Source organism: Alteromonas sp. 4NH20-0056 (assembly GCF_057539655.1).
Map to the genome: position 1 here is coordinate 22,744 of NZ_BAAJLS010000010.1, position 26,651 is coordinate 49,394.

The 26,651-nt window shown below is 44.9% G+C and carries 18 protein-coding genes; 3 read left to right on the plus strand and 15 right to left on the minus strand.

Features of this window, described 5'->3' with window-relative positions:
• The 4 genes from glk to zwf are packed head-to-tail and all read right to left on the minus strand — an operon-like array spanning position 1 to position 4,977.
• A complete protein-coding gene (glk, locus tag AC27EZ_RS15170; RefSeq protein WP_487136123.1) occupies positions 1-954 on the minus strand; it encodes a glucokinase in 954 nt (317 codons plus the stop codon).
• On the minus strand, positions 951-2,780 hold the full coding sequence (gene edd, locus AC27EZ_RS15175; RefSeq protein WP_487136124.1) for a phosphogluconate dehydratase: 1,830 nt from the start codon (positions 2,778-2,780) through the stop codon (positions 951-953). The genes glk and edd overlap by 4 nt, the downstream gene beginning before the upstream one ends.
• Before the next feature lie 9 nt (positions 2,781-2,789).
• Positions 2,790-3,482, minus strand: a complete 693-nt coding sequence (gene pgl, locus AC27EZ_RS15180; RefSeq protein WP_487136125.1) for a 6-phosphogluconolactonase — start codon at positions 3,480-3,482, stop codon at positions 2,790-2,792.
• Position 3,483: 1 nt separating this feature from the next.
• The gene (gene zwf / locus AC27EZ_RS15185) at positions 3,484-4,977 is read right to left on the minus strand and encodes a glucose-6-phosphate dehydrogenase (protein ID WP_487136126.1); all 1,494 of its coding nucleotides are present in this window, start codon (positions 4,975-4,977) and stop codon (positions 3,484-3,486) included.
• 282 nt (positions 4,978-5,259) lie between these two features.
• On the opposite strand from zwf, the gene AC27EZ_RS15190 reads away from it, so the two are divergent.
• Both AC27EZ_RS15190 and pyk read left to right on the plus strand, forming a co-directional pair.
• The gene (locus AC27EZ_RS15190; protein WP_421131701.1) at positions 5,260-6,111 is read left to right on the plus strand and encodes a MurR/RpiR family transcriptional regulator; all 852 of its coding nucleotides are present in this window, start codon (positions 5,260-5,262) and stop codon (positions 6,109-6,111) included.
• A gap of 306 nt (positions 6,112-6,417) precedes the next feature.
• Positions 6,418-7,854, plus strand: a complete 1,437-nt coding sequence (gene pyk, locus AC27EZ_RS15195; protein WP_487136127.1) for a pyruvate kinase — start codon at positions 6,418-6,420, stop codon at positions 7,852-7,854.
• A gap of 61 nt (positions 7,855-7,915) precedes the next feature.
• On the opposite strand, the gene AC27EZ_RS15200 is transcribed toward pyk, so the two are convergent.
• The 3 genes from AC27EZ_RS15200 to AC27EZ_RS15210 all read right to left on the minus strand — a co-directional run bounded on the left by AC27EZ_RS15200 (position 7,916) and on the right by AC27EZ_RS15210 (position 9,641).
• Positions 7,916-8,263: a hypothetical protein gene (locus AC27EZ_RS15200; RefSeq protein WP_487136128.1), complete on the minus strand. Its 348-nt coding sequence runs from the start codon at positions 8,261-8,263 to the stop codon at positions 7,916-7,918.
• A 476-nt stretch (positions 8,264-8,739) separates the two neighbouring features.
• Positions 8,740-9,354 (minus strand): BON domain-containing protein, encoded by a 615-nt coding sequence (locus tag AC27EZ_RS15205; protein ID WP_487136129.1) that lies wholly within the window; start codon positions 9,352-9,354, stop codon positions 8,740-8,742.
• Between the two features lie 146 nt (positions 9,355-9,500).
• Positions 9,501-9,641: a hypothetical protein gene (locus tag AC27EZ_RS15210; protein WP_487136130.1), complete on the minus strand. Its 141-nt coding sequence runs from the start codon at positions 9,639-9,641 to the stop codon at positions 9,501-9,503.
• A 279-nt stretch (positions 9,642-9,920) separates the two neighbouring features.
• Here AC27EZ_RS15210 and AC27EZ_RS15215 point away from each other — a divergent pair, with 279 nt between their 5' ends.
• Positions 9,921-10,910 (plus strand): endonuclease/exonuclease/phosphatase family protein, encoded by a 990-nt coding sequence (locus AC27EZ_RS15215; RefSeq protein ID WP_487136131.1) that lies wholly within the window; start codon positions 9,921-9,923, stop codon positions 10,908-10,910.
• Here AC27EZ_RS15215 and AC27EZ_RS15220 read toward each other — a convergent pair.
• The 8 genes from AC27EZ_RS15220 to AC27EZ_RS15255 all read right to left on the minus strand — a co-directional run bounded on the left by AC27EZ_RS15220 (position 10,907) and on the right by AC27EZ_RS15255 (position 26,607).
• Positions 10,907-11,485 (minus strand): hypothetical protein, encoded by a 579-nt coding sequence (locus tag AC27EZ_RS15220; protein ID WP_487136132.1) that lies wholly within the window; start codon positions 11,483-11,485, stop codon positions 10,907-10,909. The two genes, AC27EZ_RS15215 and AC27EZ_RS15220, sit on opposite strands and share 4 nt — an antisense overlap.
• Positions 11,486-12,033: 548 nt before the next feature.
• A complete protein-coding gene (locus AC27EZ_RS15225) occupies positions 12,034-13,707 on the minus strand; it encodes a hypothetical protein (RefSeq protein WP_487136133.1) in 1,674 nt (557 codons plus the stop codon).
• Positions 13,708-13,769: 62 nt separating this feature from the next.
• A complete protein-coding gene (locus tag AC27EZ_RS15230; protein ID WP_487136134.1) occupies positions 13,770-15,635 on the minus strand; it encodes an alkaline phosphatase PhoX in 1,866 nt (621 codons plus the stop codon).
• Positions 15,636-15,896: 261 nt separating this feature from the next.
• Positions 15,897-16,781, minus strand: a complete 885-nt coding sequence (locus tag AC27EZ_RS15235) for a WYL domain-containing protein (protein ID WP_487136135.1) — start codon at positions 16,779-16,781, stop codon at positions 15,897-15,899.
• A gap of 142 nt (positions 16,782-16,923) precedes the next feature.
• Positions 16,924-17,520 (minus strand): PEP-CTERM sorting domain-containing protein, encoded by a 597-nt coding sequence (locus AC27EZ_RS15240; protein ID WP_487136136.1) that lies wholly within the window; start codon positions 17,518-17,520, stop codon positions 16,924-16,926.
• 18 nt (positions 17,521-17,538) lie between these two features.
• Positions 17,539-21,549 (minus strand): ExeM/NucH family extracellular endonuclease, encoded by a 4,011-nt coding sequence (locus AC27EZ_RS15245; RefSeq protein WP_487136137.1) that lies wholly within the window; start codon positions 21,547-21,549, stop codon positions 17,539-17,541.
• Positions 21,550-21,877: 328 nt separating this feature from the next.
• Complete coding sequence (locus AC27EZ_RS15250) at positions 21,878-24,457, minus strand: M1 family metallopeptidase (protein ID WP_487136138.1); 2,580 nt, start codon at positions 24,455-24,457, stop codon at positions 21,878-21,880.
• 227 nt (positions 24,458-24,684) lie between these two features.
• Entirely contained in the window at positions 24,685-26,607 is a 1,923-nt protein-coding gene (locus AC27EZ_RS15255; protein WP_487136139.1) for a methyl-accepting chemotaxis protein, read from the minus strand.
• Between the last annotated feature and the right edge of the window lie 44 nt (positions 26,608-26,651).

Consider the following 26,651-nt stretch of genomic DNA (forward strand, 5'->3'; position numbering starts at 1 on the left):
TCAGCTCGTAGTATGTTGTTGAAGATATGCAGCGGCGCCTAATAAACCATGATCAGGCTCTGCAATTAAATAGGTAGGGATATCTTTCACATAGTGCTTCATCTGGCCTTTCGCCTCAAAGCGAGCCCTGAAATCACTATTTTGAATAAATTCAGGGAATCGGCTAGCTATGCCACCGCCGATGAATATGCCTCCGGTGGTCGCCATATTAAGAGCAAGATTCCCCGCAAAACTTCCCATGATTCGACAAAACTGTGTTAGTGCTGCATGCGCAATTTCACAGGTTCCTGCCAACGCCGCTTCGCTCACTTGCGCAGCATCGGTGAAGGTGGCAGGTTCGGCTGCATGTGTCGCTAGCGCGGTGTAGATATTATGAATCCCTCTACCTGACATGACTTCTTCTGCCGATGCGCGACCAAGCGTACTGTGTAAATGACGCCATACGATAACGTCAGTTTCATCAACCGGCGCAAAATCAACATGGCCACCCTCGCCGTCTAGCGTCTGCCATCCTGACGAGGTCATCGTAATATGCTCAACGCCTAGCCCGGTACCGGGGCCAAATACAGCAATGTTGCCGCCCTCTTTCGCCACACCACTACCTATTTGTAACACTTGGCTTGTACCCAATGCCGGTAATGAATGGGCCACCGCAGTAAAGTCGTTGATAACGTATAACGCATCAAGTGATAACTGGCTGCGTAGGGCTTTTTGAGAAAATGCCCAACTGTGATTAGTCATCTCAACTTGGTCACCTAACACGGGACACGCAATACCAATACATCCTTGGGTAAATGTGTACTGAGGCATATCGTTAAAATATTGCGCGATAGCGAGGTCAATACTCGCAAAGTCTGTGCACAGGTACTTTCTAATGTCTGTTACACCCTCGTCGGTCACGCGGGCGACACGAATATTCGTCCCGCCTACGTCAGACACAAACTTGTGTGTCATAGCGCTTGCTCCTGGTTGAAAAACAACGAGCATGCACCTTCTTCTGCACCCGTTAAAATGGCACGCATTCCGCCAAACATTTCGCGCCCCATGCCCACATGATGATGACTAATATTGGCTGGTGCCGGTTCTCTTGACTCAAGCGTCGCTTCGTCAACGTGTAGCGTAAGTTGGCCGGTCACGGTATTTAGTTCAACCATGTCGCCATTGTGAACTTTCGCCAATAAACCGCCTTTAAACGCTTCAGGAGTAACATGGATTGCCGCAGGTACTTTACCCGATGCACCTGACATTCTTCCGTCGGTAACTAGCGCAACGTTAAAACCTCGGTCTTGCAACACACCTAGTGGTGGCGTAAGGCGGTGCAATTCTGGCATACCAATCGCCGACGGGCCTTGGAAGCGAACCACTACGATACAATCTTTATCTAAGTCGCCTGACTGAAATGCAGCATCTAATTCAAATTGGTCTTCAAATACAACGGCTGGGGCTTTAATTGTGCATTGCGGCTTACGAAGGGCTGACGTTTTAATCACACCACGACCTAAATTACCTTCCAGTACGCTCAAACCGCCATCTGGTTTGAATGGGCTTTCCACTGTCGCAAGTACTTCTTTATCGAGCGACTCAGTGGGGCCATCACGCCATTCTAATACGCCATCGATAAGCACTGGCTCTTTTGTATAAAAGTCTAAGCCTTCGCCGCAGATAGTTTTCACATCGTTGTGTAACAAGCCAGCATCAAGTAACTGCCTGATGAGTAATGACATGCCGCCAGCAGCTACAAAATGGTTAATATCGGCAGAACCATTTGGATAAATGCGTGTTAGTAGCGGCACGGCGTTTGAAATGTCTGAGAAATCGTCCCAATTAACGATGTAACCCGCCGCGCGCGCAACCGCAATCAAGTGCATAGTATGGTTAGTAGAACCGCCCGTTGCCAATAGTCCAACAAGACCGTTCACAATGGCTTTAGCATCAACAATATGACCAATTGGCGTATAGTTATCACCTAAATCGGTTAAGCGAGTCGCCTGAACGGCAGCGGCTTTGGTTAACGCGTCACGCAATGGTGTACCTGGGTTCACAAACGACGATCCCGGTAAATGAAGGCCCATCATTTCAACCACTAGCTGATTTGAGTTTGCTGTGCCGTAGAATGTACAGGTACCCGCTGAGTGATAAGACTGTGATTCTGCTTCTAATAGCGCATCACGACCTACTTTGCCTTCAGCATATTCTTGACGTACACGTGCTTTTTCTTTGTTCGGTAAACCCGACGGCATTGGACCTGCCGGCACAAATACGGTAGGTAAATGTCCAAACGTCAATGATGCTAAAAGCAGCCCAGGCACGATTTTGTCGCAAATGCCCAGCATTAACGCCGAGTCAAACATGTTGTGCGACAAGGCAATGGCTGCTCCTTGTGCAATATTGTCTCGACTCATCAGGCTCAAATCCATGCCCGTTTGCCCTTGCGTTACGCCGTCACACATTGCCGGAACACCACCAGCAAACTGTGCCACACTGCCTACCTCTTTCACTGCCTCTTTAATGATCGCAGGGTACGTTTCGTAAGGATGATGGGCTGACAGCATGTCGTTGTATGAAGAAATAATGGCAACATTGGCTTTTGTCATTGAACGAAGATCAGATTTATCAGCCGTACCACATGCAGCGAAACCATGCGCGAGATTCCCGCACGATAATGCACCACGGTGTGGACCTTGACGTCGCGCGGTCTCGATTTTCTCTAAGTAGGCTTTACGCGTATCTTTACTGCGTTCAATAATACGCTGAGTGACTTCTGCAATTTTCGGGTTCATGGTTGTCTCCTATGGCGCCCACATCAAGGTAACCGGCGCGCGGTTAACGACTGCGGTAATGGGCTTTTGCAATTCTGATGCATTCTCGATAGCGTCTAAAAGCACTTGCTTCTTTTTCTCACCGGTAAGATGCAAAAATATATTTCTACTGTTCAACAGCGCTGGCAACGTTAAGGATATACGCTGATGAGGTGCTGTGGTTGGCTGCACCGCAATACACGTGTTACCACTATTCATGTCTAACCCAGCTTGCACTTGCTCAGAACAAGGGAACAACGATGCCGTATGGCCATCCTCTCCCATTCCTAAAATAAGCGCGTCGAAAGGTTGTGCCATGCTAGCGACATTTTCCTGCGCAGCCAAAACGCCGTCATTAGCGTCCTGACCTTCAGTTTTTAGCTCAACAAAGCGCGCTGAAGCTGCCTTGTTTTGAATAAGGTTTTGTTTAACAAGACTAGTGTTACTCGCCTCATGCCCCTCTTCTACCCAACGCTCATCAGCAAGGGTTATATCAACCTTATCCCACTCAAGATCTGTCTCGCTCAGCTGCTTGAAAAGTGGCAACGGCGTTCTTCCGCCACTGACAACAAGCGATGCGCGACCACGAGTCTGTATACCGGTCTTTAAGATGCTTACTAAATCGGCCGCAAAGGCGCTGGTAAGCGCATCAGGGCTATCAAATGATAATGTTGTTAACGCCATGCTATTTCTTCTTCGGTGTTTTACTTTCGTACCAGCTGCGGTTTTCTCGAGCTAACAAGCCAATCGAGTCAACCGGGCCCCATGTCCCCGCTTGATAAGGTTCTGGCGGCTCACTTGATGCTTTCCATGCTTCTAAGATTGAATCAACCCACGTCCATGCTTGCTCAATCTCATCGCGACGAACAAACAGTGCTTGGTTACCTAACATCACTTCTAACAACAATTTCTCGTAAGCATCAGGTATACGCTCATCAGCGAACGCTTCAGAAAAACTAAGGTTTAACTTTGATTTTTGAAGATCCATTGAGCCCGAATTGGTCAGCCCTGGTACTTTATTCATTACGGTGATTTCTACGCCTTCATCAGGCTGCAAACGAATAACCAATTTATTGGGCGGAAGGTTCTTGAAGCTGTCGCCAAACAAGTTATGCGGCTGACGTTTGAAGTAGATAACCACTTCACTTACTTTATTTGGCATACGTTTACCGGTACGAAGGTAAAAAGGAACCCCCGCCCAACGCCAGTTATCTATTTCCGCTTTAATAGCAACGAAGGTTTCGGTGCGGCTTTGCTTATTCGCATCGTCTTCTTCTAGGTAACCCGGTACTTCTTCGCCTTTCACAAAACCCGTTGTGTACTGACCTCGAACCGTACTTTCATTGATATTGAATGAATTGATTGGGCGCAGCGCTTTAAGCACTTTAAGCTTTTCGTCACGAATGCTGTCTGCATCGAGTGTCGTTGGCGGTTCCATGGCCACTAAACTAAGAATTTGAAGAAGGTGATTTTGAACCATGTCGCGCATTTGACCGGCGTCATCGAAGTAGCCCCAACGGCCTTCGATGCCGACCGACTCTGCGACAGAAATCTGTACGTGGTCTATGCAGTTATGGTCCCAGTTTGTCGCGAAGATAGAATTGGCGAAACGAAGAGCAACAAGGTTAAGAACGGTTTCTTTGCCTAGATAATGGTCGATACGATAAATTTGTTTTTCATCAAAGTATTCCGCTACCTGTTCGTTGATAACTTTTGATGATTCAAGGTCATGACCAATCGGTTTCTCAAGTACAACGCGAACGCTAGAATCGATAATCTCGCAACTGTGCAAGCCTTGACAGATATCGCCATAAATCGCGGGAGGTGTTGCTAGGTAGCACACCATTGTCTTTGATGGGTCGACATGGTCATCTAATACGCTATAACTGGTTACATCTTTCATGTCGACGCACGCATAATGCAAACGCGCCTTCATTTTTCCCCAGGTCTTTTGGCATAAGTCTTTTTCACCAAACTTAACTAAGTTTTTGTGGACTTCTTCAATATAGTCATCAAGTGACATCTCTTGACGCGCAACACCTACAATGGTGGTTTCTGGGTGCATCAAGTCAGCTTTCTCGAGCTGATATAAAGACGGTAATAACTTACGTCTTGAAAGATCCCCTAACGTGCCAAATAGCACGAAGTCACAGGGTTCGTAGGAATTCTCCAATACCATATTCGTCGACCTTCTTAATATAAATATACGAAAGACTCATCACGCTTCTCGGCTGTCTTTCGAGTGTTATTAGCATATAGTTAACACTAAATGTAGTAAAATTACAACTTTCACCTTACTAACATCTATTTGGCGCACATTTAGCACGAAATCTTATTCAGTTCAGCAAGTTTACAGCAATAAAATGTCAAAAAATTACATTTTTCTTGTTACTTCCGTCACATTGGGTACTATTACAGTTGAACATTAAATCAAATCACTCTTGAAATTTGTTACAACCTTATGAATATTTTAGAAAAAATAACGCAAAACAAAGCAGTCTTTAGTAAATCGGAACGTAAGGTTGCTGAAATTATTCTAGCGAACCCGCAAACCGCGATTCATTCGAGTATAGCAACATTAGCTAAAATGTCTGATGTTAGTGAGCCAACTGTGAATCGATTTTGTCGGCGCCTAGATACAAAAGGATTTCCCGATTTCAAGCTACATTTAGCACAAAGCCTCGCAAACGGTACACCTTACGTAAACAGGCATGTCGATGAAAACGACAGTCCTGGCGAGTACACCAATAAAATATTCGAATCGACCATGGCCTCCCTTGAGGTAGCCAAGCAATCCATTGATGTACAAACTGTTAATCGAGTCGTTGATTTACTGACTCAAGCGCAAAAGATTTCATTTTTTGGATTAGGGGCGTCAGCGTCTGTTGCCCACGACGCGCTCAATAAGTTTTTCCGCTTCAATGTGCCCGTTGTTTACTTTGAAGATATACTCATGCAGCGTATGAGCTGCATGAATTGCTCAGATGGTGATGTGGTAGTACTGATTTCTCACACCGGGCGTACGAAGAGCTTAGTTGAGATTGCGCAGATCGCGCGGATGAATGATGCCACGGTAGTGGGTATCACCTCAGCAAATAGCCCGCTCGCACAAGAGTGTACGTTTGTATTGTCGTTGGAAGTACCGGAAGATACCGACATGTACATGCCAATGGCGTCTCGTATTGCACAGCTCACCCTCATTGATGTTTTGGCGACAGGGTTTACTCTGCGAAGAGGCAATAAATTCAGAGAAAACTTAAAGCGTGTTAAAGACACGCTTCGAGGTTCACGCTACGAAAAGCCGAACTCGTAGCAACGCTAACCCGCACTACACATTTTCTTTTCTATCAACCTGCTTTCAGCAAGCAGGTTGATAATCACCTCCTCGTATTCTACGCTTTGCTTCTGATATAAAAACGAGAGACTCCCTGTGTGAGTGACCCAAATGACAACAACTGGTCGAGCCAGTGGTGTGTTTTTCTTTCTTTAATTCACATTTCAGTCAGTTTCATCTACTATTCTGTAATAAAATTACGTAAAGCGATTACATGTGCCGTAAATCAATTCAGCACATGTTCTTACTAAGCGTTTCACTCTAAAAAACGAGCGACGGATTCACATGACCAGAAGAACTAAAATTCTTGCCACCCTTGGGCCAGCTACTGACTCTCTAGAAAAAATTAAGGCGCTTATCGCAGCCGGTGCTAACACAGTACGTATGAACTTTTCTCACGGTCAGGCCGAAGATCACATTGAAAGAGCAAAGCGCGTTAGAGAAGCCGCTAAGAGCCTTGGAAAATACGTTGCCATATTAGGTGATTTGCAAGGTCCGAAAATTCGTGTTGCTCGATTCGTCGATGGCGCCGTACATTTAAAGGTTGGTGCTGCCTTTATTCTTGATGCTGAGTTAGGTCGAGATGATGGTAACGCTGAGCAAGTAGGCATAGATTACAAAGCATTACCTGACGATGTATCTGCTGGCGACATATTACTGTTAGACGACGGACGTATTCAGCTTAAAGTAACGGAAGTGAAAGGCCGTAAAGTGCTCACCGAAGTGACGGTAGGCGGTAAGTTAAGTAATAACAAAGGCATAAACCGTCAAGGCGGCGGTTTATCTGCTGAAGCGCTTACGGAAAAAGATAAAGAAGATATCAAAACTGCAGCTAAAATTGGTGTCGACTACTTAGCGGTATCGTTTCCTCGCAGCGGCGCAGATTTGCATTACGCGCGCGAGCTAGCGGAAGCAGCTGGCTGTTACGCTAAAATTTGCGCGAAAGTAGAACGCGCCGAAACGGTAGCAACAGATGAAGCTATCACAGACATCATAAGCGCATCAGACGCCGTCATGGTTGCACGTGGTGATTTAGGCGTAGAAATCGGTGATGCTGAGCTTGTTGGTGTACAGAAGAAACTTATCGCTCGCTCTCGTCAATTGAACAAGGTCGTGATCACGGCAACGCAGATGATGGAGTCGATGATTGATAGCCCTATGCCAACGCGTGCCGAAGTGATGGATGTTGCCAATGCCGTTCTAGACGGTACAGACGCGGTCATGCTATCGGCGGAAACCGCTGCAGGTAGCTTCCCTATCGAAACCGTAGAGGCAATGGCACGAGTGTGTGAAGGCGCTGAAACCCACCCTAGCGTCAAAATCTCGAAACACCGTATGGATGAGCTATTTGCTTCAACCAGCGAATCTATCGCGCTGTCGGCAGTGTACGCGGCCAATCATCTCCCAAGTGTGAGAGCGATCGTCGGGCTAACCGAAAGTGGTACCACACCGAAGTTGATGTCGCGCATTACGACTTCTCTTCCTATTATCGCGATGTCTCGACATGAAGAAACACTGAATTTAATGGCGCTTTGCCGTGGCGTTCAGCCAGTGTTTTTCGATTCTTCGAACAGTGAGCCTGGTAAATTAAAGCACGATGTTGTTGCTGTACTTAAAGAGAAAGGCTTAGTCAAAAGTGGTGACAGCATTATTCTTACTTACGGCGATGAGATGGAAAAAGTGGGTGCCACCAATACGCTCAAAATTGTTGATATAGAATAAGCATAACGAAAGGCGAGTGATAGGAGTCACTCGCCTTCTATGTTCATCACGTGCGCCATTTTTACGCTTGCTCGCTAAACGTAAATCGGCTTTGGTGATACGACAACAAACCTTGGGCACGTTCTACTAGTTGCTCTCTTTTGTATGTCCAGCCTCGAATATCTGCCTGTTTCGCCTCTGCAATGTAATATTCTACGCGCGTTTTTCTTAGCAAATGTTGCTTTTTAGAAACATCAAAATCAGTTAGTTTGTATGCACGCTCGATGTTTACAATACCGGTATGAAATTGTGCTTCACCACTTCCCGCCTCTGCCTGACTCATGAACGCGAAGCCGTTACCCACAACGCCAGCTACTATGATAGACGCTGATAACAATATTCCTGAAAATAACCAACGTAAAAAATCCATCTTTATACCCTTAATAATAATTGGAAAACGGTAATCGGTTCGCACTGCTAAGACGTTAAAGCGTCATTGTGTATCGCATAACTAATCACTCTATACCGTTTAATATTTGCAGCTATCATGCCAAATAAAATAACACTTAATTTCAATTACTTATTGATGCATTCAATCATCAGAATAGGGTTCATCTGCAAGTCCTACACTGTATTGCGTAAATTTAACGCTGCGCTAGCAAGGCTTGTAGAGTGGCGTTACGGTGTCGCAAAATTTGAGGTTAACTCGCTATTGTTGGGGCAGCAGCTTTTAGACGTCTAGGATGTCGTTTTGAGTGATATAGTATTTCGGCTTAGTATTTAGATATAAGCGTTAGATTAGGGCGCTTGTATCGAGTTTCTGGTGTAAGGGCTTTACTCAGACGTTTTAGGGCAAGTATAAAAAAGGGGCCTTTAGGCCCCTATCTGATAAACGTGCCGCGCGGGCTAGTTCATCGCTGTTTCTGTTACTACGCGTAGATTATCTTTTACCTCGATTACATCAGAAGCGTTTTTTGCAATTTCTAATGCTAGTTGACGCTCGGCATCTGAATCAACGTTACCGGTAAGCGATACGTAGCCGGCTTCTACGTCTACATCGATATCAAATCCAGAGATATCACTATCTAACAGCAACCTTGTTTTGATGACGGTCGCTATCTTTGCGTCGGTGAGTTCACTTGTGCCCTCATCAACCCCGTCTTCCACGTCATCTGACATTGAAGACACCATTTCATCGTCATCTAAATTATGCTGTTCAATAATCGTTAGAGAGTTTTCGACAGATACTACACCGTCGATGTTAGCTACTAACTCTTCTGCTAATTTTTTCTCGACCGAATTGTCTACTCTACCCGTTAATACAACGTTGCCGTTCTTAACGTCGGTATTGATATCAAAAGAATCTAGGTTGCCATTGAACAATAGCGTTGCTTCGGCTTTGCCATCTATCCATGCGTCTTTAGCACTCTTTTCCCATTTGTTGTCGGTATCCATATCGCCAGCAAGTGCTGAAGTCGATAGTGTTGTAGCAACAATCATTGATAGTAATGTGCGTTTCATAACATTTCTCCTTTTGTTGAAACTCGTAAATACTAATGCGAATCCAATGCCAACAACATAAAACACTGATTAAAATAGAAAAATTAGAAATCGACATTTCTGACTTTTTTAATTAATGTAAAAATTATTCACGCGTCACGCATTTTTTACGTGCCCTTTGCTTTGGCATAGGTGATATGCTGTTCAGCTTCTTGTTGTTGCCCCATGCGCCGCGCCGCATCCTGTATAGCACTGGGTTGCATTGTCGGAAGTAAGAGTGCAAGAAATAACGTCGTCGGCACTATCATTGCTTCTTAGGCACTATCGTTACTAATTACTAGTAGTGGATTGGCTAGCTTAATGTTGTTAATAATAGTATTTATGTTACGAGTCGTTCTCAAATATTGCATACCTGAGCATGTAATGTATTTGTTATCAAGCGGCCTGTTGAACAACAGAATCAATGGGTGATACCGCAACGTTTTCTAAAAAGGGAATAGCGCAGACGCTACATAAATTGTTATTCGCCAATTAATGCCATTCTACGCACCAGTATTGGCAGATAACTTTCGTTACTAAGGGACTATATGACTACTGCACTTAACCTATTTATCGTATTACTTGTTGCGATAACCGTTGCACCTTTACTGCCATCTAAGCACTGGGTAGTCAGGGTATGGGAATTTCCACGCCTCCAAATAGCAGCACTTATTTTCATTGCGCTCGTTGCAAAAGCGTGGACATTCAACCTAGCAGATGCCGATGGCAACCCCTTATACGATTACGCCGCACTAGCGTGCCTTTTGCTTACTTTGCTTTATCAACTTAAATGGATTATTCCATACACGTTATTCTATAAAAGAGAGGTTCACCGTGAAAAGACACCTAACAGCGATAATACAATAAGCATACTTTCAAGCAATGTATTCATGCCAAATGACAAGTACGATGCTCTGCTCACTGAAGTGGAAAAGCATAAGCCCGATTTTCTCGTGATGCTTGAGTCGAACAAACGCTGGGAAGAGAACGTTGCAAGTATCGAAGGTGATTATCCCTACACGAAACATTGCCCATTAGAAAACCTTTATGGCATGCACCTTTATAGTAAATACCCTTTTTCAGAGGTTAGCCTACGGTTTTTGATTGAAGATGACGTACCTTCAATTCGCTTAACGTTTACCAAAAACAATCAAACAGTGACATTGTTTTTCCTTCACCCTAAACCACCAAGCCCTACCGAAAATGAAACAGCGGGGCCAAGAGATGCAGAGCTATTGCTTGTCGGAAAAGAAGTATCGAATATTGACGGTCCGGTTATCGTTGCCGGAGACTTAAATGACGTGGCTTGGTCACCAACAACAAGAAAGTTTAAAAAGATAAGTGGGTTACTAGATCCAAGAATCGGTCGCGCGTTCTATAATACTTTCCATGCCCATTACCCCTTAGTGAAATGGCCATTAGATCACGTGTTTCACTCAAATCATTTTGACCTGGTTCATGTTAAAAAGCTGCCAAACATTGGTTCAGATCACTTTCCGCTACTGACAGTATTAAGCTTAAAGCAAACAAACATCTAACTAACACACGCCTCTTTAGTGGAGGCGTTAACCGCCGCTTTATTATCTAAGCATGCCATTACACGCTGGCAGACATCTTCTCGCTTTTTAAAATGCGCTAAACCGACCAACCTATCGCTTCTAGGCCAGACTCCCTGTTTAAGTACCTCTTCATCTTGCGTAGTAAGCTTGTGTTCGTCGAGCAAAATTTCGACCGCTTTCTTGTTTGGCTTTATAAGGCCTGGTGTCGCGTTTTTTACAAGTGATTTGTGCACACAAACAAACTCTCTTTTCATTGGGTCTCTAACGACACCAATAAAATCGTCTATGCATATAATCGAAGGCCAGCCTTCTGAGATCCTGCTTTGACCAAACATTGCGAGGGTAAATGATACGAGAACAAAAATAGTAAGCAGAATAAACTGAAGACTAAGCTCTGGTGCAACTGCAACGATAACGCCCACAATGGCAGAAAACAAAATCCAAGCGCCAAACACCCTTCTCATGGCATTAGGGGAGATGCCACTTATTACGTTTACCGTTCGCATCGTTGCCTTGTCAAATTGACGAAGCACTACCGGTGACTCTGTATCCACAACTCTCTCCATCTATTTTTAAGCACTTTACGTTAGTAACTATACGTAAACAACTACACCAAAGTTTAACATCGCGTCATTATCATATCACTGAATGATGCTACCGGTGCGTTAGCCATCATACGCTTTTTGACTATTCGCAATCTGGCCGTATGTAAAATTGCCAAAAGGTGTGTAATTGCGCTAATGCTGGCTTTCTCAAAAAACAAAAAACAACATAATTACAACAACTTACAAGTGGCATACATTATGCTTAATTTATTGCAACACAACAGCGTGACAGTATCGGTGCAACATATACGCATCACTTTTTAAATAAGCGTCACAATGGACTTTACGATAATCAAAGGATTTTACGATGGAAAGCTTGGTAACACTTTCAGTTCTTCTTCAGTGTTTTGTACTGCTAAAACAGATGTCTAAAAAGCCATCTAATACAGTAAATGCAACCGCATGATTGTACCCAAACCGCAACATGAACATTGCGCGAAGCAAAAAATAAGGCACACACTCTTTGTCTCTCGCGTGCGCCGTATTTAGAGCCTAACTTACTTAGTGTAAACCACTTTTTCGACAGCGGTAGGAGTCACATCCCAATCAAGCCGCATATCCCACTCAAAGCGTTTCTCAGGCTTCAGCGGCCGTTGTGCTTTGTCGATAAGAGATAATACATTTTTAGCCTCGGTGATAGTTGCGTCACGACCAAATAAAAAGCTTTGCTCTTTGACTATCGTCAAATACGCCTTATTAAGTGATTTTGCACGTTGTGGGCTCGGCGTGATGATGTCATACACAGTTTTTGCAGAGGCCAACTTTTGCTCATCGAGCGTACCGTTTTCAGTAAACCACTTTGCTAACATTTCCGCGTTTTGCCTGAACTCATCACCACCACCAACCCGGCGCATATACGTAAGAAACTCGCCTTCTTCTTCGTTAATATTGGGCACATCTTCAATTTCACGCAGATTAATATAGCCCCACCCTTTACTGCCTGGCACTTTGCGCGCAAATGAAAAAGTTTGATCAAAGGTAGAGCCTATCGTTTTGTGACAGCCATTACAAAACGCCAGCTCTTGGCTGTGTTGTGCGCGAAGTTCGCCATCCTCATTTTCGATATACCCGTTTATGGTCCAGCCGAATCCGTTGTCTATCCCCCTTTCGCCGAGGTAACGTGTTTGAGGTAGCTTCTCAAAGTGCTTATCTTTCGCTTCGGCGTAATACGCTGACGCCAGACTTTCACGGCTTCTAAACTGGTGTTTTTTCATGTAACGCACTTCTTTCATGCGTGATGCGTTGAAAATATTTCCCTCATCATCAACCCCAATGTACCTAACGGTATGTAAAAATTCAGCGCCTTCAGGGTAGAGCATTTTTACCAATGGGATCCCGCGTGCATCGCCAAGGTAATGGGTTTGCCTATTCATGACATTTACCGATGACGTTAAGGCGTTATCCCCATTTATATCAATACCTAACAGGGTTTCATCTACGCCATTTACAGGCAGAGTCTGGACATCTTTTATCGCCATTTCAACTAAGGTTAAGTTCGCCATATACACAGCGGGGTTATCCTCACCGTTTTGTTGTCTGAACGAAAGCGGTAACCGTATCATTGCGTCGCCAGTAGAGCCGTTAGTAGGCCAGAATGTACTTGGAAATGGCTTGTAGTTATAGGCAACCCAGCCACTTCCATCTTTCGCCATCCCCTGCTCATCAAACGCTTTTTCTGCTAGCGCTAATCCTTTCACTCTCATCGTGTCTGGCATTGCGGTAGCTTCACTATAGTTGTCCTGAGAAACATAACGGGCAATCTCGTTATCGCTTATTGCCTCTATGAGTTGGCTTCTATCAATAAATAGGTTTTTCCAGCTGTTGGTTAGCCCTACATCAGAGAATTCGTAATTTCCCTGTAAGGTGCCATCTCCCATCTGGTTAGGTCGTTTTTCATTACCATCGTAACTTTGATGACAGGCATAACATGGGTTGTTTGTCCCCTCTGTTTTGGTGTAGCACTGGGGGGGAATAACCGACTCAGGGTTATAGATTTCGCCGTGCTCAATGTATGCCAAAGCGGGTATGTTATCGCCTTGTTCATAGGGGTAATCTTTCTGCGCGGTTACGCTTTCACTTGTATTAATAGCGCCCGTATCTTCTAAATAGTCACATGCGCAAATCGCACCAAGTAAAAACAAAAGCGTGGTTAGTAAGGATAGTTTTTTCATAATCACTTCAACGACAAAAACCGAGCAACTAAGTGCTCGGTTAACATTAAACAATAAAGACGTTACTTTTGAGCAGGCTCATACATCCACAACGTATTGTTTTCTTGGAAGCCATCTTCGCCAATTAAGATTCGACCATCGTTCATTACAATGACGTTATCAGGTTGCGACAGTTGCTCTACATCACAGCGCTCTGCGCCTGTTAAACTTGAGCGGTATGTTCCGCCCATGACAACCGGCTCAATACGCGTAATGTCATACCCCGCTTCAAGTTTTGCACGATACACACCACCACAATCTTTTACACGAGCCGACAACTGCATATCGCCTTCGTCATCCACCATGGTGTTATCGATATCTGCAATACCAATGTAAAGGTAGGCATTGTCGACGATTTCATCAGCAATCGTATCAATCCCTTCGACGGCCTCTTGCGCACGTTTCTGGTTGATAGAAATACCTTCTAATTTGCGCCACTCTGCCGTAGCACCTTTTAATTTCGCCGCAGCACGACTCTCAAGGAATGCAACACGGTCATCCATCGGTTGACCTGCTGTTACGCGAGAGCCACCCTGCTCTACTGTCGGATACGTTGCATCACCATCAGCCCAGGCTTGTACATCAGCCATGGTGATAAACGAACTCTCACCCTCGACATAATCATCTGTTCCTAAGCCGTTATATTCGTCAATCCAAGCACGAATAGTCAGGTTATCGCCACTTGCAAGTTCAACCCACTCAACAGCAAAGCCGGTCGTAGCGGGGTCGTTCTGTCCCACATCTTGCGTTAACTTAGCGCCATACAGTGTACCGGCCGATAAATCTTCAGCTGTGTCAGCGATGAATTTAAACAACACTCCACCAGTATCGTCTTGTGATAAGTAAACGGTTTTACCATCGGGCATGACGGTTGAATTTTCGTGCTCGTAACGGCCCATGGCAAAGTGTTTTACAATGACGGGGCTATCGGCTAATGGTTCAGTTACTTCGGCAATGTAGCCATAGTTATAAGGGTTGGGGGCATCTGGCGCAGTCATCTGCCACATGCGACCCAAACGCGCTTCGGTGCTAACGGCCGCAGGGTCGTTCCAGCTTGGTGATGTCGTTGAATCGACCGACGAATTTACTACCCACTCTTCTGACGTAAGCGGCGTATTCCAAGGTGACATTGAACCAAAGCAGTTAGCTGCGGTGCCCCATACTGGCGAAAAATCAAGCATCATGGCTTCAGTAACTTGCCACATACCCATGTCGTCTTTTTTAATTTTCATACGACTCATCCCACCTGGCAACTCTTCCCAGTTTGAGAAAAGGTAGCCCTCTCCTTCGGCTGTAGAGATAAAACCGTTGAAGTCAGGCATATCGTTTTCAAGTACTAACTCTTCACCGTCGAGTGTGTAAATATGACCTAACCCTTCAGGTAATTCGCTACCAAAGGTATCGCCAGTTTGACCTAGTATTTGATATTGCCCAATGGCCGAGATCACCAACTCTTTTTCAACGTCTGATGCAGGTACAGGCGAATTAGGAAGGGTGGCAGGTAATTGGTTAAAATTAACCCCAGCCAATACCCCAACAGTACCGGTATTGATTGCCATAGTGTTAACGTTGTTGGTTTGTGTATTGGCGCCAGACGGATGTTGAACGTTGAAGAATAGGTCGCCTTCCTCTGTCAAAAAGATCCCTGTCACTTCTGAGCCTAAGGGCACGGTTGCAATTCGAGTGAGCTTACCCGCCGTGTCGCCGGCGTCGCCTTGCGGGCCTTGTGCACCGACTGGGCCTTGTGCACCCACTGGGCCTTGTGTGCCAGTGGCACCATCAATGCCGTCAGTACCGTCATCGCCTTCCAATGAACACCCTGATAAACCGAATACCACTGCTAGTGCAATAGTTGAATATTTAATGTTTCTAAATGTGCCGTTATTCATTATTTTTCCTTGGAGTTATGTCGAGAAACGACGTCGCTCTGCTTCCCGTTGCGTCATGTTAGCGACAACGATAATGAAGTGGTTTTATGAACGTTCGGTGACAGTGAGTTGACACTAAATTGAAGAATTTCTTACAGTTACTGAGTGTTAGCAAATGTGATGGTAGGACTAGCGATACGTTACGCGCTATACAAAGCAAGCGCTGCACGTATCGCTAAAAAGTATCGCAAGATGGTTATGTAATGGGTTTATTTTGCGTGGTTATTCGTACGCTATTTGCTCGCCAATATAGCCCGGCGCAATTGCGAGGTTGTCGGTATTGAGTAGCGACTCTTGATTGCGTAGCCAAAGTTGGTACTCGCCCGTCCGTAAACTTGCATGCTTAGTACAATCGACATTCCAGCGGCGAAGCAGATACCCTGCCATGGCTGCTCGAACCTCTAGCACAAGGACGCCCGCGTCCATGGCATAATCGAGCTCTATTGCTGTAGGATGTTTAACATTTTTAGGATGAGGAACAAGCTCAAGGGTTATCATACGGCACCATGCATTGTCATGCGCTATGCATTCACTGCTGTGCGGTTCGTCTTTTATCGATACTTTACTAATGCGTGTAAGTACAAAGTCACGAAAACTTCCCGACTTTCTATCAAAAGCCCGAACATGCCAACGCTGTCCATTGTCAACGATGCTATGAGGTACAAGCTCGCGCGCGCCAGAGCCGCTGCTTAACGAGGTGTAGATAATACTTATCGCTTTTTTGTTGATGATGGCCTGCACCACTTTGGCTACCACGAAAATATCAGGCACATTTAGCGAAGATGCACTTTCAACAGGAAAATGCATATCACCGATAGCATCAAATCCATCTGAAATATTGTTGGCCAATTTAACGAGCGTCCGCTTTGCATCATGGTTAAACAAAGGGGAAAACGTGTCGGTTTGAAAGTACCGTTTCACGCTCGCATCATAATAAAGGTTATGCGGCGCAAGCTCTTTGTACACCGTAAAATCTCTTGAACCCGCCGACAACCCCACTTCAAAGCGAGTAATTAAGTCTTGGCGATGAATGGCCCCCTTAAACAGTAAGCAAAAGTCGATATACGCTAAGCGTTGTCGTTGGGCATAAGAAAGCGTATCTAACATAGAAATCACACCGTAGTTATTTTTACCCAGTGTGGTTTATTTTAAGTCGTGTGTAAATAGCCTCTTTGGTAATACTCTTCCTCAATAAGAAGGCAAAAAAAAGCCCAGCGTTAGCTGGGCTTTTATCAATGTCGGCTTGCCTTTAGCGGCTTACGCGGCGACGCATTACAACAAGGCCTGCTAACGCGAGGGCAGCAAGTACGCCTGTACCAGGCGCTGACACTTGAGTGATTGCAAAGCTTGTGTTTTGCGTTCCCACCTGTGTTGGAGGAAGAGCTTGAAATGCGGGCTCAGACACTGAGCTGAGCCCCATTGCCAATACTGCATCGCCAATTGCCTTAGCAGTAAAGCTTACGCTAAATAACCCAATGGTATTTCTACCTAGCTGGCTTGTTGGATCAAAAGGAAATAGGAAAGAATTCACAGTAACGCTGTTCCCAAGTATGGTTTGATTGAAAAGAGGTCCAATAGGGAACGGCGCCAGCTCTGGCCCGAAAGGTGCAAGCGACATTACGCTACCAGAGACAGCATCAAGCAACGATGCATCAAAGGTCAACTGCGTTGAATAACCGCTAAATAATGTTTGAAAGCCTCCAGGTAACGCTAAATTAGTCGCACTTACTGTGGCAACAATCGTATCACCCACGTTGTACGTTGCTTTGTCAGTCGACACCGTAATGAAAGCGGCATTCACATTAAAGGTGGCGGCTGCCACAAGAAGTAAAAATAGTTTTTTCATGTTGTTGTTTCCTTAAAATTAAATTGCACAACCAGCGCGGGTACACATTGCCATTAACGCTTGAAGGTCGAAAAAGTTGACGATACCGTCGCTGTTGTAATCAAAGCTGCTATCAAGGGCCTGCCCAGACAAGAACGCTTGGTAAAACGCCATCACGTCGTTGTAATCAACATCGTTGTCACCGTCTAAGTCACCAATAACGATTTCTTCCGGAAAGTTCAGAACCACCAACACGGGGTCGTGATCTGATGAGCGGAAAGCGTCAGGGGCATAGTAATTTGCCAACTGTGTTTGCGATTTAAACTCTTCGTTATAATCGAACACCCGTGGTTCATCTGCATTGATGTGCCATACTGTGGCATCAACGACATACTCAGTTAATGACGCACTTGATAGTGCATGATCTAAATAGCCAATCTCGCCACCAAAGCTGTATGAGTAAGCTCCATCACCGTCGAAGGCATTCACAAGGTTGGTATAACCCGCCGACTCAATGGCTAAGATAGGTGCTTCTTTTGCGTAAGCATTTAAATCACCCATTATTAACACGCGAGGAGACAGCACATCACTGTTTTGTGCCACAAGAGAGATAAGCCCTTCAGCTGCTTCTGTTCGCAGGCCATTCCAGCACCCTTGCCCATCACCGCTGTCAGCATTATTCCCCGTTGCACTTCCACAGCTTCCTTTTGATTTAAAGTGGTTTACTGCAAGCGTAAAGTCTTCTCCGTTAGCGTTAACGGTGAAGCCCTGTAACAAAGGCTGTCGATTGCCAAAATCGAATGGCACGTCAGACGACGAAACAGCATTACCCATTGGGGTTACCACCGAAGGCTTATAGATAATACCCACTGTGATTGCATCGCCACCCAATTGGGCATCTGGTGCAATATAGGCATAGGCATCCTCGCCCAACTCAGCATTTACGCTGTCGACCAGTGTTGCAATAGCTGAATCAGCGCTATAACCATCATTTTCAATTTCAACCAAACCAAGTACATCAGCATTCATACTTAATATTGCTGCGACTGTTTTCGCTTGCTGGCGTGCAAGTTCATTTTCAGAGTCTGCACCACGAGCCGTTGGGAAATCAGGGCCATTAAAGTAGTTAAGTACGTTGAAGCTGGCGACTTTTACATCTCCAACTGCATTGAGAACTGGATATCTCAATCTTGCGCCTGTTCTTACTGTTTGGAGATCATTTACCGGTATCAGGTAATAAGAACCAAACCCAAAGTGAACAACCCCTTCTAGGTTCTCGACACTATCTCCTAAACGTAAAGGATTGGCGTGTGAAAGCCCACCAACTGGAAACGGCACATCGTCACGATTTTGAACATTAGAGCCATCATCAACAATAAGTGAATTACGCGCATTTCTATTGGCAAGTGCAATCGCTTCTGCTGAGCCCGCCACAAACTGATTTGTTGGGATCATGAGTCGCTCAGACGCGACACTGAACTGCCCGTAACGCCCTAGGTTGTAGTTGTCAGTAACACGAAGCGTTTGTTCAAAGCTAATTTGCATCCCTTCATAAGCTTCTAAATTTACCGATTCAGAAAATGGCATCGCTAGCGACGAAGATATCACGCTATCACCGCTACCAAGCACTTCTACATTTTCAGTTAACACTAACTCAGTGAGACCATTAAACTCGACAACGTCAGCACGTATCCTAACCGCATCACCCACCGCAGGCATGGTGGTATACGTTGTTGAGTAGACGAAAACGCCTTCTGACGTTGAATTATTACCGTCTGAATCGCTTGCTTCTTCTTGTACGAAAAAGCCATTCATCTGTGGAGTTATTTTTGTAACGACGGCTTCGACCAAGACCGCATTCCCCACCAATGGAGAAACGTCGCCGTCGCCCTGAATAGCACTAATCAGCGTAACGTTGGTTACAGGTTCATTAGGATCAACGGGGTCCGTAGGATCGGTCGGGTCTGTTGGATCAACAGGCGAAGAAATAGTGCCATTATGAGAACCAAAGAACGTGAGTGTGTCTTTCGGATAGCTGTCCCATTCAACACTGGCATCAAAATTAGCATTGCGATTTGGGTTGCCTGCGACAATCGATGCCTTTCTTACTAGCGTCTTATCTTTGCCCCAGTTTGTCCTAACACCAAACGTACCCACTGCGTCAACCACATCGCCTTTGTAGGCAAGCTCTATATAATCATCGCCGTTGAAGTTGATAACTGAACTGTTAGAAGTTGTATTATCAAAAACCATCTCTGCAACAGCGCTGCCGTGAGCAAATGTTGCGACACCACCCGACGTGATTACACCAGACAACACGAGCTCTCTGGCATCACTTTCGCCGCTTGCGCCATTTGAGAAAAGGCGAAGTGTATAGTCAGATAAATCAACTACTTCCGATGAGCTATTGAATAACTCTATGCCCTTATTGAAGCTACCGCCCTCAATGTATTCGGAAATATAGATGCTGTTGGTTGACACGCTGCCGCCTGTATCGCCACCTGTCTCACCACCTGTTTCACCACCTGTTTCACCACCTGTTTCACCGCCTGTGTCACCACCTGTTTCACCGCCAGAGCCGTCACAACTTGCGTTGAAAATAAGAGACGCTAATTCTGGCTTATCGATAAATGGGTTTCGGTTCCCTTGGAATTCGTAAACACGGTTATTTCGGGTTTGTTCAAAGTTATCGACTGGGTCGCTCTCATGCCATTGCAGCAATACACATAGCTTTCCTAGCGCAGCTTCATCGGTTGTCGTTAAGCGGTTAAGTAGCACCAAGTCAGCTTCTGCATCGTTGCTATCAGAACCGTCATAACGAACGTCCATATACATCAGTGAACGCGCAACATCACCTTTTACGGCATCGCGTGGTTCAAATGAATCGCTGTCAACACGATTAGCTGGAGCTTCTGATAATGGGCTATCGCTGAAATCAAAATCGAGGTTACCCCGTGCACTATTTACGGAAATATCCGTAGGGCGTAAATGTAAAATGTCGGTATAGGCCGTTAAGCTTGAACTAGAGAAACCATGACTTTTTGCCCACACATGCTCACGATTCCAGTTATCCTGATTGGTGCTCTGTGAACCGCTGCCATTAGTAAACTTAGACTGCGATGTTCCCTTATAAAAAAGAATAACATTGTCTGTATTTGCAGGGTCTTCATCGGTATACGTAAGCGCAGTCCACGCTTCTGAATAGGTTAATGGACGATGACCGGTTGATATGATGTTTTGTGTAACCGCTTTTAGCGACTCAGCATTATCTTGATTTACTAGCGCAGTATTAAGCGACGCGTAATATATAGATTCAACAAAATCATCTGCTAGGTTAATCGCCTGTAAATCAGGGCAGTTAAAACAGGTTTGTGACAACATGCGAAGCTCATCGCTTGGAACGCTATTATCATCACCGCCAGTATTTCCGTCATCAACTGTCGCCGATGATACCGTTACACTTTCAAGGTTTGAATACTCGCCACTAGCATTGTTTGACATCGACACACGCACAACGAGCGTTGAGCCCTGTGGCACTGCGGCAGTAACTGTTACGCTGCCAAAGTCATCATTAACCGTTGTCGTGGCACCTTCAGTTAAGGTAACTAACTCGAAGCTTTGCCCATCGACAGAATAAAAAACATTAACGTAGTCGGCACTTTCAAACGTACCGCTTTGCGATACTAGAACGTCGAGGCTTACGCTAGTGTGACCGCTTATATCAATCGTTTCAGATTCCCAGATAACCTCGCCATCGACGTCTCGCGCTTGAAGGGCGTTGTTATTAACTTTAAACCAATCGGTTGTAGCCGTTAGTGCAGCTGCCGAAACATCAATGTTCCAACGTGTAATGCCGTCCATATCAATCGTGACGGGTGCTTCTTGAGAGACGCCAATCGCTCCCTTATTTTGAAGCGCTGCTGCCTCAAAATTTTCTTGCCACAGTGTGTCTGCCATTACACCAAACGATAATGTGCTTCCTATTAGTGCATTAATCATTAGCGCTGACTTTGTCAGTCTTAGCGATTTGTTACCAACTAGCTTCACCATTTTTTTACCCTGAACATTGTGTAGGAAGGTATAATTTCTTATACATAGGTATACACAACAAGAACTTGATAAAAATAATATTAAAAACATTCTATGTGTTATTTTTCATGACGTTAGCGCGTCAAAATAAACTTATTTGATGAACAACTCAGCTATACCTTTGTTCAGGTAAAGCTAAACTGTAATATTTGGGTATAAATTGAGTCGTAGCTGAACGAGGTACGCTATAAATGAATTCTGAGGCGCAGCGTGAGGGTAAGTAGATTCAGTAACAAGGCAAAAAAAAGAGCACCAAAATGGTGCTCTTTTTACACTTCAGAATAATGTATTACTGAGCGGTTGCTAGGAAAGCATCAAAGTCTTTTTGGAATGCTTCTTTCAATCGCAAACACTGATTTGACTCATCTTGCATGATTTCAACACCACGAGACATACCTTGATGCTGACCATGAATAGGTGCATAGAAGGTATTTGCCATTGCAAGATTATCTGCAGAACATGTCGTTGAGACAAATTCAGGCATACGAGACACATGGTAGTCTGGCATTTTAGCAATCAGTGCATCTTTATTCTCATTTAACCAAGTATAAAGCAATGTATGATCGTCTAGACTACGCGCCACACTTATTACCATCGATACCGTATTTGCCGGTGTAATGTCGTCGGTTAGCGCTAAATCAAGCATCTTGAAAACAGATGCTTTGTCTTTAAATCGCATTGAATACACCAAGGTTCTTTTAACGTTTGGCAATTGCGCATCTTTAAAGGCTTTTACGATAGTGTCGAACCATTTCGCGTTGTCTTCTACTTCACTATACTTGGTAGTAATAGCAATAGCCGTTCCCGCAATCCCTGAGGGTACACTGGTTGGGTCTGCAATATACTGCTTTGCGATTACTTCGCTTTTAGCAATCAATTCTTCATTGTTTGCATATATCCCTAAAACACCGAACAACAAATTACGAAGGCGAATAACGTCTGCTGAATCGGTATCGCTTTGCGTTAGCGTGAGGCGATTTAATAGCGGAAGGTACTTGTCGTTAAGCAGTGCGGCAAAGTTGGCTTCGTTTTCATCATTAACCAGGTAATCAAACTCGGCAAGTACACCTACGGCGGCACGAATAACGGCAGGGTCTTGGTCGTTAGCTAGTGCATTAAGCACTTTCATAACGCTATCAACCCCTACTTCATCAGCGTTTAATAGCGCTTGATAGTTATAGAGCACATTTTTCTTTTCTCGTTTATTGAGCGCACCAATGTCAGACAACAACGCATTTAGTTGCTCTGCACTTACGGCCCAGCGGAAATAGCCAGTGGCATTATCATTAGGATATACCCAATCTGCTTCAGCGAGCTGAGGAAGTGTCGTGGTTTTCTTATCAATGAATACCACTTCTTGTTTGATGTTACCGTTTGATTTGTAGGTAAGCTTTAAAGGAATAGCCCACGTTTGAGGTTCAACCGTTGCGCCTGCATAATGGAAACGAGACTGCACAACGCTGCCGTCTGTGCCGATATGAATCAGTGGATAACCTGGCTGTTCTAAGTATGCTTTCATCATAGCGCTTAGGTTAAAGTCAGACACGCCATCAAGCGCTCGCCACAAGTCATCTGCAACGGTATTGCCCCATGCATGCTCTTTCATGTAAGCACGCACACCTTCACGGAATTTGTCGGTACCAATTAACGACTCGATCATTTGCAGAATCGATTCGCCCTTTGAGTAGTTAAGCCCCAGACCATCCATTACATCTGGCTGTGTTCTTACTTCTTTTTTGACCGGTTTTACCGTTGGGCTTGCATCTGCGCCAAAAGCACCTTCTTGAACAATGCGGTCTGCATAGTTGAGCTCAGGGTAAAGCTCTTTCATAACATAACTTGCAGCCCACGAAGCAAACGCTTCGTTTAACCATAAATCGTCCCACCACGCCATGGTTACCAAGTTACCAAACCACTGGTGCGCAAGCTCATGGGCAATAACATTTAATGGTCTAGAACGCTCAGTTAAGCTTGGCTCGTCTTCTAACAACAATAAGCTATCGCGATAAGTGATAAGACCGACGTTTTCCATGGCACCGTGCGTAAAGTTAGGCACCGCAACAAAATCCATTTTCTTGTACGGGTATTTAATGCCGAAGAAATTTTCTAATGATGCCAATATTTCAGGCGTATGCTTTACTACAAATGCGGTTTTATCAGCGTAGCCTTTAGGCACATACAATCTGCCAGGAACGGGAAGCCCTGTCATTTCAACGCTATCAAATGGTCCTACTGTGTATGCAATAAGGTAGGTAGGCATCGGCTTAGTCTTTTCAAACGTTACCGTTTTTATACCGTCGTTGGTGACTTCATTTTCAACCGGCGTATTAGATACCACCACTTGATGTGCTGGCGAACTGATGGTCATTTGATAAGGTATTTTAAAAATAGGCTCGTCGAAGCTTGGGAACGCCTTTCTCGCATGCATATCTTCAAATTGAGTGAAGATATAGTTTTTATCTTCAAAGCGAGATAAATACATACCATCTGAAGACGTATTCACCGTGCCCTCAAAATTGATGTCTAACGTGTATTTTCCTGGGCTAAGCATGTCACTTGCTTCGCCCCAATTCATATCGTATTCCCCTCCAGATACGGTAAGCGGAATTTTCTCTCCATTGAACGACAGTGATGCATTCAATATCACTAAATCCTGTTCATAAAAGCCCACTTTCTGTGTGGCTTCATTCACAGTAATATCAATAGAAGTTGAACCCGAATAGCCTGGTGCGTCCGGGTCTAGATTTAGGTGTATACGTTGGAACGTAGGTGTAACTGATGAGGGCAATCTGTACTCGACATCTTCGGCAAATGCATATGACGAAGACAACGCTAGTACAGCGCTAAAAAGCGCGGTAACTCGTTTCATTATGTTTATTCCGTTGTTGAAAGATTGAGATCTCTTCTTTTCAACAGCGAGAATAAAAGGGCTCAGCTTGCAACACAAGGGGCCGCACGATGTTTACCCACTTTAATTTGTTACATAACGTGTTAATTGGGCACAACACTATAGTACTGCATTGCTTTATTAACATTTACCAGTGGTCGGTTACCAACAGGCTATATGCTGATAACCCCTGAAACCCCTGAACAAACCTAAAACTTGTATTTACGTAATTGCCCCTGCATGCGCCCTATCTGTTCAACTAAATCATTACAGTTTTGAACAACTTCATTGGCATAACGGCTGTTGCTATTACCCACGTCTCGAATACTAGATAGTCGTGCGTGCGCGTCATGGGTAACGCCTTTTTGCTGTTGCGCGATATCTGCGGCCATTTTATTTAATGCGGTAATAGAGGCTACTGCACGCAACGCTTGGTCAAGGGAGGCACCAGCTTCTTTTGTTACTTCTACCGTTCTAAAGGCATTGTCTTTATTACTCTGCATTTTTGACGAAGCCTGCCGGCTGCCCTGCTGCAGCCTATCAATCATTTTACGAATTTCTTCTGTTGACGCTTGCGTTCTACTTGCCAGCGACCGAACCTCATCGGCAACAACCGCAAAACCTCGCCCTTGTTCTCCGGCTCTTGCCGCCTCAATGGCCGCGTTTAACGCTAACAAGTTTGTCTGTTCCGCAATGTTGCTAATGACCTCCATTACGCCACTTATCTCTTCACTAGCCTGTGCAAGTTCAGTGATCACTGCTACCGATGCATCAACATCTTTAGCCTGCGTTTCTATGTCAGTAATAGTAGCGTTGAGGACGTCAGTACTCTTCCGAGTATCAGCATCCGCATTACCAGCCGCCTCGCTCGACTCTAAAATGTTTCGCTCAACCTCATCAGCGTTATCTCGCAACGCATTAATGGCTATTTCAATAGCTTGTGTCTCGTCACTCAGCGAGGCTACCGTGTTATTGGACGCATCAGCGGTTGAAGACAATACCTTAGATTTATGAAGCATCGCTTCGGTTGCTTCGTCAACATCGAGCAACGTATCTTGAAGCTGAGCCAGTAACCGATTAAATCCGCGCGACATTTCTCCAAATTCATCCCCTCCTGTTTCTCTGAATCGAAAGGTAAGATCCCCTTCACCCGAAGCGAGATTGCTTAGTACGGCAATGAACTCATCCAGTGGTTTACCCACTATTTTAGAAATAAGAATGGCCACGGTAACGAGCACGAAAATACTGGCTAGTAAAATCTTAAGTAATAGGGCCAAAACCGCGGTGCTGACTAATGCCGACTTTTCCGACGAAGACGCCGCGAGTATGATGTCGTATCCCCACGCTTCAAACGGAACCACGGTGGTTATCCACTCACCATCACGGTCACTAAGCGCCTTATTTACGTCAGCATCATTAATATGAGAAGAATGCATTCTAATGTTGCCCTTACTGTCTCTAAGTGCAACAAACCCGTCTTCGAGTAAGTGACTTTCATTTATCACTTCCTCTAGTATTTTCATGTCAGCAGAATATCCCACATACCAAATACCGATGACCGTGCCAGCCGCATCTCTCATGGGTTCATAGGCGGTAAGATAAGGGCTACCCAAAATATCTACCGCGCCATAGTAAGGTTCTCCGCGCTTAATGTTGGCCATCGCCTTTCCGTTCGGAGCGAGCTTAGTACCAATAGCGCGTTGGCCATCTTTAATTACGTTGGTGCTTACTCGAATGAAATCATCGCCTGTTTTACTAAACAGCGTGGCTGTTCCCCCCATGACGTCGGTAAGACCATCAACAAGGGTAAAGTCATTGGCTTGGGGTTGCGAACCCAGAAACAATTGCGAAGCAGTTGTGTTTTTTACTGTTGCCGTTCCATTCTGGCGTGGCGTACCCACTTCACTACCACGCAGTTTTAGCAGAGCCATACTACTCACCACCCGTTCCTGCATGATAGTGTCGGTGATAGAGAGGATATTGATTAACCTGTCAGCTGTTTTTTGCTTTTGCTGCTCTATTTCTTCTTTTACGCTTTCTGACGTGGTGAATAGCGTCATGCCAGCAATGACCAGCGCAATAAATGCAATAACTGCAGAAATGGCGAATAGAAACTTTCTTTTTATAGACATAAACAAATCCACCACACAATGGAAAGGCTCACATCCATATGAGT

Excerpts from the sequence above, each read along its gene's own strand:
- glk (WP_487136123.1), bottom strand. The coding sequence starts at position 954 with ATGACACACAAGTTTGTGTCTGACGTAGGCGGGACGAATATTCGTGTC.
- edd (WP_487136124.1), bottom strand. The coding sequence starts at position 2,780 with ATGAACCCGAAAATTGCAGAAGTCACTCAGCGTATTATTGAACGCAGT.
- pgl (WP_487136125.1), bottom strand. The coding sequence starts at position 3,482 with ATGGCGTTAACAACATTATCATTTGATAGCCCTGATGCGCTTACCAGC.
- zwf (WP_487136126.1), bottom strand. The coding sequence starts at position 4,977 with ATGGTATTGGAGAATTCCTACGAACCCTGTGACTTCGTGCTATTTGGC.
- AC27EZ_RS15190 (WP_421131701.1), top strand. The coding sequence starts at position 5,260 with ATGAATATTTTAGAAAAAATAACGCAAAACAAAGCAGTCTTTAGTAAA.
- pyk (WP_487136127.1), top strand. The coding sequence starts at position 6,418 with ATGACCAGAAGAACTAAAATTCTTGCCACCCTTGGGCCAGCTACTGAC.
- AC27EZ_RS15200 (WP_487136128.1), bottom strand. The coding sequence starts at position 8,263 with ATGGATTTTTTACGTTGGTTATTTTCAGGAATATTGTTATCAGCGTCT.
- AC27EZ_RS15205 (WP_487136129.1), bottom strand. The coding sequence starts at position 9,354 with ATGAAACGCACATTACTATCAATGATTGTTGCTACAACACTATCGACT.
- AC27EZ_RS15210 (WP_487136130.1), bottom strand. The coding sequence starts at position 9,641 with ATGATAGTGCCGACGACGTTATTTCTTGCACTCTTACTTCCGACAATG.
- AC27EZ_RS15215 (WP_487136131.1), top strand. The coding sequence starts at position 9,921 with ATGACTACTGCACTTAACCTATTTATCGTATTACTTGTTGCGATAACC.
- AC27EZ_RS15225 (WP_487136133.1), bottom strand. The coding sequence starts at position 13,707 with ATGAAAAAACTATCCTTACTAACCACGCTTTTGTTTTTACTTGGTGCG.
- AC27EZ_RS15230 (WP_487136134.1), bottom strand. The coding sequence starts at position 15,635 with ATGAATAACGGCACATTTAGAAACATTAAATATTCAACTATTGCACTA.
- AC27EZ_RS15235 (WP_487136135.1), bottom strand. The coding sequence starts at position 16,781 with ATGTTAGATACGCTTTCTTATGCCCAACGACAACGCTTAGCGTATATC.
- AC27EZ_RS15240 (WP_487136136.1), bottom strand. The coding sequence starts at position 17,520 with ATGAAAAAACTATTTTTACTTCTTGTGGCAGCCGCCACCTTTAATGTG.
- AC27EZ_RS15245 (WP_487136137.1), bottom strand. The coding sequence starts at position 21,549 with ATGGTGAAGCTAGTTGGTAACAAATCGCTAAGACTGACAAAGTCAGCG.
- AC27EZ_RS15250 (WP_487136138.1), bottom strand. The coding sequence starts at position 24,457 with ATGAAACGAGTTACCGCGCTTTTTAGCGCTGTACTAGCGTTGTCTTCG.
- AC27EZ_RS15255 (WP_487136139.1), bottom strand. The coding sequence starts at position 26,607 with ATGTCTATAAAAAGAAAGTTTCTATTCGCCATTTCTGCAGTTATTGCA.